The sequence below is a fragment of the Mesorhizobium sp. M0802 genome (assembly GCF_040320115.1).
Taxonomy (GTDB): domain Bacteria; phylum Pseudomonadota; class Alphaproteobacteria; order Rhizobiales; family Rhizobiaceae; genus Mesorhizobium.
In genome coordinates this window covers 26,563-33,801 of the sequence record NZ_JAMYOY010000035.1, presented here as the reverse complement: position 1 = coordinate 33,801, position 7,239 = coordinate 26,563, and the positions used below count along the sequence as shown (strand labels likewise).

At 62.6% G+C, this 7,239-nt stretch carries 7 protein-coding genes and 1 pseudogene; 7 read left to right on the top strand and 1 reads right to left on the bottom strand.

The window, feature by feature from the left end:
* Positions 1-148: 148 nt before the first annotated feature.
* Entirely contained in the window at positions 149-826 is a 678-nt protein-coding gene (locus tag NKI10_RS29915) for an MIP/aquaporin family protein (RefSeq protein ID WP_352862540.1), read from the bottom strand.
* A 319-nt stretch (positions 827-1,145) separates the two neighbouring features.
* Here NKI10_RS29915 and NKI10_RS29910 point away from each other — a divergent pair, with 319 nt between their 5' ends.
* From NKI10_RS29910 to NKI10_RS29880, 7 genes and pseudogenes are all read left to right on the top strand, one after another.
* Entirely contained in the window at positions 1,146-2,435 is a 1,290-nt protein-coding gene (locus NKI10_RS29910) for an RsmB/NOP family class I SAM-dependent RNA methyltransferase (protein ID WP_352862539.1), read from the top strand.
* 84 nt (positions 2,436-2,519) lie between these two features.
* Positions 2,520-2,960, top strand: coding sequence for a TspO/MBR family protein (locus NKI10_RS29905; RefSeq protein ID WP_352862538.1), 441 nt, complete (start codon positions 2,520-2,522; stop codon positions 2,958-2,960).
* Between the two features lie 84 nt (positions 2,961-3,044).
* Entirely contained in the window at positions 3,045-3,503 is a 459-nt protein-coding gene (locus NKI10_RS29900) for a PaaI family thioesterase (protein WP_023701303.1), read from the top strand.
* Positions 3,500-4,141: a 5'-methylthioadenosine/S-adenosylhomocysteine nucleosidase gene (locus NKI10_RS29895; RefSeq protein WP_352862537.1), complete on the top strand. Its 642-nt coding sequence runs from the start codon at positions 3,500-3,502 to the stop codon at positions 4,139-4,141. Before NKI10_RS29900 ends, NKI10_RS29895 begins: the two co-directional genes overlap by 4 nt.
* A gap of 81 nt (positions 4,142-4,222) precedes the next feature.
* A complete protein-coding gene (gene guaA / locus NKI10_RS29890; RefSeq protein WP_352521147.1) occupies positions 4,223-5,785 on the top strand; it encodes a glutamine-hydrolyzing GMP synthase in 1,563 nt (520 codons plus the stop codon).
* 291 nt (positions 5,786-6,076) lie between these two features.
* Positions 6,077-6,330 (top strand): annotated as a pseudogene (locus NKI10_RS29885) (Arm DNA-binding domain-containing protein); the annotation flags it as partial.
* Positions 6,331-6,528: 198 nt separating this feature from the next.
* On the top strand, positions 6,529-7,077 hold the full coding sequence (locus NKI10_RS29880; protein ID WP_023738284.1) for a hypothetical protein: 549 nt from the start codon (positions 6,529-6,531) through the stop codon (positions 7,075-7,077).
* The last annotated feature ends 162 nt before the right edge of the window (positions 7,078-7,239 follow it).

Here is a 7,239-nt window from a genome sequence, read left to right as displayed (position 1 = left end):
GTGCGGTGGCGTTTTTTTTTTTATAACCCCCCGGGGGGCCCCAATTTGTTTCTCCCCCCCCTCTTTTCCCCCCCCCTCCAAAAAACCCCCCCCAACCCCCCGGGGGGGGGCCCCCCCCCCCCCCCCTTCGTTTTCGCAGGCTTCGAAATCAGTCCTTTTCGAAGACGCGTGCCTTGGCGACGACGCCAGCGATTGCGCCGCCGAGCAGCGGCGCAACGATGAACAGCCAGAGCTGGCTGAGGGCTGCGCCGCCGGTAAACAGCGCCGGGCCGATCGAACGCGCCGGATTGAGCGAGGTGCCGGTCACCGGGATCATTGCGAAGTGCAGTCCGGCCAGCGTCAGGCCGATGACCAGGCCGGCGAACGCCGTCGAGTGCTTCTCGGCGGTGACGCCGAGGATGACCGTGACGAAGGTGAAGGTGCCGATCAGCTCCCACAGGAAGGCCGAACTCGTCCCCCATTTCGCCACGTCCCAGCCATTGGCGCCGAAACCGGTGGTGTGCCCGCCGGTCTGGCCGGAGACGATGATCCACAGCGCCAGCGAGGCCAGAATGGCGCCGATGATCTGCGCGATCCAGTAAGGAATGACATCCTTGGCCGGCAGCCGGCCGGCAAGGAAGACGCCGAGCGTGACGGCCGGGTTGAGATGTGCGCCTGAGATGGGACCCACCGCGTAAGCCGCCGCAATCAGGCCGATGCCGAACGCCAGGCCGATGGCTTCCTGGCCCAGCGGCAAGTCGGCGAGAAAGCCACCCGTCGCCACCGACGCTGTGCCGATAAACACCAATAGAAATGTCCCTAGAACTTCCGCAAGATACGTTTTCATTGCCCTCTCCTCGTATCGATCCGTCGGTCCGCTTTTCCGCGCCGCGAATCATGGCGCAAAGAGTATTCCCAACGCAAAAGCTTGGAAAGCTGAGCAATTGCGCCACAGATCGTGCTTACGGCGGCCAGTTACCAACATTAGAGGCCTTGCATATATTTGAGATTTGTTATCGCCGGCGGGCGGACATTTGCCGGCGGGGAAAATCGTCGGCCGCGAGCGGAAGGCCTCGTCGCCGCGAAATTCAAGCGGGGTTCAATCTCGACGCGAAACGCTCTAAGAGCAGGCCGAAAGATACTGTGCTCGATAGATGGAATGACGAATGCGACTGGGCGGACGGCTGGCGGCAGCCATTGAAGTGCTGGACGACATTGGCCGGCGCCACCGGCCGGTGGCCGATGCGCTGAAAGATTGGGGCCTGTCGCATCGCTTTGCGGGCGGCGGCGACCGCGCGGCGATCGGCAACATCGTCTACGACGCGCTGCGCCACAAACGTTCCGCCGGCTGGCTTTTGGGTGAAGACACGCCCCGCGCCATCGGCTTCGGCGCGCTGCTCATCGAATGGGGCCAGACGCCGCAATCGCTTAACGATGCGCTCCAGGGTGACAAGTTCGCGCCGCCGCTGCTCAGCGCCGCCGAGTTGCAGGCGCTGGCCGAGCGCCGGCCTGAAGACGCGCCGGAGGCGGTGCGGGCGGACATACCCGACTGGTGCGCGCCGCTCTTCGAACGATCCTTTGGCGCAGACTGGGTTGCGGAAGGGGCGGCTTTGGCGACCCGCCCGCCGCTCGACATCAGGGTCAATACGCTGCAGTCCGACCGCGCCAAAGTGCTGGCGGAACTCGCCGAAACCGGCGCCAAGGCAGCCGCTATCGCGCCACAAGGCATTCGCATCCCGCCCATCGACGGCGACGGCCGGCACCCCAACGTACAGGCCGAGCCGGCCTTCCAGAAAGGCTGGTTCGAGGTCCAGGACGAGGGTTCGCAGATCGTTGCCGCCCTTGCCGGCGCGCAGGCCGGCATGCAGGTGCTCGACTTCTGCGCCGGCGCCGGCGGCAAGACGCTGGCGCTGTCTGCGGCGATGGCCAACAAAGGCCAGGTCTTCGCCCATGATACCGAAAAGGCGCGACTGGCGCCGATCTTCGACCGCATCCGCCGTTCGGAAAACCGCAACGTGCAGGTCGTCACCAAGCCGGCTGAACTCAGCCCCCTCGCAGGCCACATGGACATTGTGCTGGTCGATGCGCCCTGCACCGGCAGCGGCACCTGGCGGCGCCGTCCCGACGCCAAATGGCGGCTGACGCAAAGACAGCTCGATGCCCGCAAGGGCGAGCAGTCGGCGATCCTCGATGCGGCGAAGGCCTATGTCAAACCGGGCGGCCTGCTGGTCTACATCACCTGTTCGGTGTTCGACGAGGAGAATGGCGAGCAGGTCGCCGCCTTTCGCGAACGGCACAAGGGCTTCGTTCCGGTCGATCATCGCGCGCTTTGGGATGCCAGCTTCCCCGGTCACGCAGCGGCCGCCCGGATCGGCAAGACAAGCGATATCTCGCTGTCGCCGGCTCTGAGCGGCACCGACGGCTTCTATTTCTGTGCGCTGCGTCGGGCGAATTGACGCTGCGATTGACAGGCTGACATAGCGCCAGTTGCAGATGCGCGGCGTCGGCCGCCAGACGGGGTAGAATTCTTGCAAAGATATGTGTCGCCTCTGCTTTTCCTCATTCTGGTGCTCGGCGGCGGCCTGTTGATCGGCTATGCGACGTTGCCGGGTGAATGGTATGCCTCGCTCGCCAAGCCGCCCTTCAACCCGCCCAACTGGGTCTTCGCGCCGGCCTGGACGCTCCTTTATGTCCTGATCGCCGTAGCCGGCTGGCGGACATGGGAGCGGGAACGAGCAGGCGCCGCGATGAAGATCTGGGCCCTCCAGCTTGTTCTGAACTTCGCGCGGTCGCCGACTTTCTTCGGCGCCAAACTGGTGGGGCCGGCACTGGTCGTGATCCTGGCTCTTCTCGCCAGCATTGCGCTGTTCATAGCCACGGTGTGGAACCGCGACCGGGTTTCCGGCTGGCTGTTTGCGCCCTATGCCCTATGGGTGGCCTTCGCCACCTTGCTCAACGCGTCGCTGCTCCTGTTGAACTGAGTGCTTTGCTGCAGTGCAGCAAAAGCATTTGCGTGGCGTTCAGGCGTCTGCGATAAGCTTTGCAGATAAATCAGGGCGATGGCCATGGCAGCAAAGATCGTACCCGCACCCGATTATGAGGACCGCGTCAGGGCGTCGTTCGCCCGCCAGCAGGCGATGGCGACCATCGGCGCCGAACTGACGCTTGTGACGCCGGGCATCATCGAGATCGAAATGCCCTATTCCCAGGCACTGACCCAGCAGCACGGTTTCCTGCATGCCGGGGTGATTTCGACGGCGCTGGATTCGGCCTGCGGCTATGCCGCATTTTCGCTGATGCCGGAAAATTCCGGTGTGCTGACCATTGAGTTCAAGGTCAACCTCCTGGCGCCCGGCCGGGGCGAACGCTTCCTGTTCCGCGGCTCGGTGACCAAACCTGGCCGCACCATCATTGTCGCCGATGGCCAAGCGTACGCCTTTGCCGCCGATGGCGAGGCCAAGCTGATCGCGACCATGACCGGCACGATGATGACGGTGGTTGGCCGTGACGGGATAGCGGGATGATGGCCAGCGTTACGCGAATTGGCGGCAAGGACGTTCTTTTCGTCATGGCGGCGCAAGCGGAATACGGTCCGCATCTGCAGAAACTGTTCACGCCGCTGATGACGGGCGTCGGCCCGGTCGAGGCAGGTGTGCGGCTCGGCGCCGAACTGTCATGGCTGAAGTCTGAGAAGACGTCGCCCGATCTCGTCGTCTCGCTCGGCTCCGCCGGCAGCCGCACACTGGAGCAGACGGAAATCTACCAGGCGGTCTCGGTCAGCTATCGCGACATCGACGCTTCGCCGCTAGGCTTCGAAAAAGGCGCGACGCCGTTCCTCGACCTGCCGGTGACCGTCCCGCTATCATTCAGGATACCGGGCATTAAAGAAGCCAGCCTGTCGACCGGCGGCGCCATCATCACCGGTGCCGCCTATGACGCCATCGCCGCCGACATGGTCGACATGGAAACCTTCGCCTGCCTGCGCGCCTGCCAGTTGTTCGATATCCCGCTTATCGGCCTGCGCGGCATTTCAGACGGTGCAGCCGATCTGCGCCACGTTGGCGACTGGACCGAATATCTGCATGTCATCGACGAGAAGCTGGCGGATGCAGTCGTGCGCCTCGAACAGGCCATCGGCTCCGGCACGCTACACAAGGAGTAGCCTGGGCAAGAGCCGGCAGCGCTCTGAAGTCGGGCTACGCACCCCATTGCGCCGACTCGTTTCTTTCTCTAAAGGCTCGCCATGACGACAGCCAATCATCCCGATACAGTCCTGATTGTCGATTTCGGCAGCCAGTTTACGCAGCTCATCGCCCGCCGCATCCGCGAGGCCGGCGTGTTTTCCGAGATCGTGCCGTTTCAATCGGCCGAAGCTGCCTTCAAGCGTATCAATCCAAAAGCCGTGATCCTGTCGGGCGGTCCCGCCTCGACATCAGACATCGGCAGCCCGCGCGCGCCGCAGATCGTCTTCGATGCCGGCGTGCCGGTGCTCGGTATCTGCTACGGCCAGATGGCCATGTGCGTGCAGATGGGCGGCGTAGCCGAAAGCTCGAACCATCGCGAATTCGGCCGTGCCTTCGTCGAGATCGAGAAGGACAGCCCGCTGTTCGAGGGCCTGTGGGCGCCAGGCCAGCGCCACCAGGTGTGGATGAGCCATGGCGACCGCGTCATCTCGCTGCCCAAGGGGTTCGAGGTCTTCGGCAAGTCGGAAGGCTCGCCCTTCGCCATTTTCGGCAACGTCGCGCGCAAGATGTACGGCATCATGTTCCACCCGGAAGTTGTGCATACGCCGGATGGCGCCAGGCTGCTGAGAAACTTCGTGCACAACATCGCCGGCATCGAAGGCGACTGGACGATGCGCGCCTATCGCGAGCATGCGGTCGAAACCATTCGTGAGCAGGTCGGCAAGGGCAAGGTGATCTGCGCGCTGTCGGGCGGCGTGGATTCATCGGTCGCTGCCTTGCTGATCCACGAAGCGGTAGGCGACCAGCTGACCTGCATTCTTGTCGACCATGGCCTTATGCGCAAGGACGAGGCCGCCGGCGTGGTGGCGATGTTCCGCCAGCACTACAATCTGCCGCTGATCCTGGTCGACGCGTCGGAAAAATTCATCTCGGCGCTGGAAGGCGAGTCCGACCCCGAGAAGAAGCGCAAGACCATCGGCCGGCTGTTCATCGAAGTGTTCGAGGAAGAAGCCAAGAAACTCGGCGGCGCTGATTTCCTGGCGCAAGGCACGCTCTATCCCGACGTCATCGAGAGCGTCTCCTTCACCGGCGGCCCGTCGGTGACCATCAAGTCGCACCACAATGTCGGCGGCCTGCCGGCGCGCATGAACATGCAACTGGTCGAGCCGCTGCGCGAACTGTTCAAGGACGAGGTGAGGGCACTGGGCAAGGAACTCGGCCTGCCCGAAAGTTTTATCGGCCGTCATCCGTTCCCTGGACCAGGCCTTGCCATCCGCTGCCCCGGCGGTATCACCCGCGAGAAGCTCGAAATCCTGCGCGAGGCCGACGCCATCTATCTCGACGAGATCCGCAAGGCCGGCCTCTACGACGCCATCTGGCAGGCTTTCGCCGTGTTGCTTCCGGTGCAGACCGTCGGTGTGATGGGCGACGGCCGCACCTACGAATTCGTCTGCGCGCTGCGCGCCGTGACGTCCGTCGACGGCATGACCGCCGACTTCTACCACTACGACATGGCTTTCCTCGGCGCGGCGGCCACCCGCATCATCAACGAAGTCCGCGGCATCAACCGCGTCGTCTACGACGTGACGTCGAAGCCGCCAGGCACCATCGAGTGGGAATGATTCAGACCTACCCAAACGCCGCCGGAAACACGCCATTGTACGCCACAACCATTTGATAACACGTATAAATCTATTCGGAGACAATTAGCGACAATCGGTGCGGAGATTGGATTTGACGGACCGGCTGACGGACCTTCCGCAAATTGCTAGCTCAGATTTTTCGAAGTACCGTCAGATCCAATGAGGCTCTGACGGTGTTTTTTGATGCCTTAAGGCACTGAAGATAAAACGAATGTTCTGCCGAAGAGCCTCGAAATTGTACTGACGGTACTTTTCAGGAGGTAGCGGGGAATGCTGACGGACGTCGCCCTTAAAGCCCTGAACCAAAAGAGAAAATCTACAAGATTGCGGACCGCGACGGCATGTATGTTCGCGTCATGCCTAGTGGCGCGATCTCCTTTCGGCTGGATTACAGGCTCAACGGACGCCGCGAGACGGTCTGTCTTGGCAGGTATGGACGGGACGGAATCTCACTTGCCCTTGCCCGAGAGAAGTGTCTCGACGCGAAGCGCGCTATTGGCGAGGGACGGTCGCCGGCGATACAAGCGCCGAGTTGTGACACCGATCACCGGCCGACTTCAGCGCCGAAATGGCTACCAAACCAAAGCGATGTCCGGGCCGTCAAGGCCTCTTCTATCTCGGCCAAGCCGGCCCGGAGCCCCGCATTCAGTCACATCCCTTGAACCTGGGCGCAGAGCTGCTGCATCGAAGCCATTTGAGCAGCCGAGTTCGCGCCCGAACCCGTGCTGGTGCTGGCGGTCGTATCGCCAGCTGTATTCGAGGATCCCGACGTGCCGGTGGTTGTACCCGAACCAGTGCTGTTGCTGGCCGTGGTGTTACTGCCGGTCGAACCAGAGCTGCCTGAAGTGCCGGTGGCTGTGCCAGAGCCGGTGCCGACACTCGCCGTTGTATCACTGCCGGTCGAAGCCGAGCTACCTGACGTGCCGGTCATTGTGCCAGAGCCAGTGCCGTTACTGGCCGTCATTCTCGAGCAGTCGGAGCGAACCTGTGCCTGCTGTTCAGAGCTCAGGGACGACCAGTTCTTGCGGATCTCATCCTGCGACAGAAGTCTTCCCGAATTGGCGTCGCTGAAGAATGAGCCCGAGAGCTTGCTGTCCCAGCCGCTCGGGATACCGCTTTGGCCTGAGCCGGACGTAGAACTCATACCCGACCCGGCCGATGAGCCGGACGTTCCGTTCGTGCCGCTGGATGTTCCCGACGACTGCGCCAAGGCCGCGGTGGCGAGACAGAGAGAGATCGCTGTAGCTGTCAAAATCTTACGTTTCATGTGAGTCTCCTTTGGGGTTCGACGCCGTTGCGGCGTCGAACCCTAATCTCGAGGAAAGGCACTTGTTCCTGTATAGAGTGGAATTCGATGTCATGATCCTTGTGCACCAGCCTTGGTCTCGAATGCGATGCCGGAGCGCTTCAACGACGACTGACGCCTCAGGCGA